Here is a 632-nt window from a genome sequence, read left to right as displayed (position 1 = left end):
CTCGATGTCACGGTATACCTTGTAATGGTTGCTCCACCGTTATTAGTCGGTGCACTAAAGCTAATGCTCGCTTGCTTATCCCCTGCGGTTGCGGTTCCGATACTCGGTGCATCTGCCAATGAGGCATTCACAGTGAAAGTCTGGCTCACTTGAGGTGCGGCTAAGTAACTTCCATTACCGGCTTGGTTAACGTTGATGGTACAACTTCCCGTCGCATTAAAACTCAACACGCCTGCACTTGTGATGGTACACACGCCGGTGGTGGATGAGGTAAACACTGGTGTTAACCCTGAGCTAGCACTTGCCGTTAAGGTTGGTGTTGTGCCATAGCTTTGTGCACTTTGAGCCGCAAACGTGATAATTTGCGTCCCCATCGGGGTCACGCTGTTAGAAGCTGTCGACGCAGCACTGGCGCCCACATAGTTTGTCGCCGTTACACTGAAGGTATAAGCCGTTCCATTCGTCAAGCCCGTTATCGTTAACGGTGACCCCATGCCACTCGCCTTTTTATTGCCCGGGCTCGATGTCACGGTATACCTTGTAATGGTTGCTCCACCGTTATTAGTCGGTGCACTAAAGCTAATGCTCGCTTGCTTATCCCCTGCGGTTGCGGTTCCGATACTCGGTGCATC

The 632-nt window shown here is 51.6% G+C and carries 1 protein-coding gene; it reads right to left on the bottom strand.

Going from position 1 to position 632, the window contains the following annotated elements:
- A partial coding sequence (locus ACWXWT_RS20610) for a fibronectin type III domain-containing protein (RefSeq protein ID WP_456043420.1) occupies positions 1-632 on the bottom strand: 632 nt, incomplete at both ends.

The sequence above is a fragment of the Shewanella sp. A22 genome, from assembly GCF_053850585.1.
Note: the sequence above shows the minus strand (reverse complement) of the source record. Positions and strands in the feature narration are given on the sequence as shown.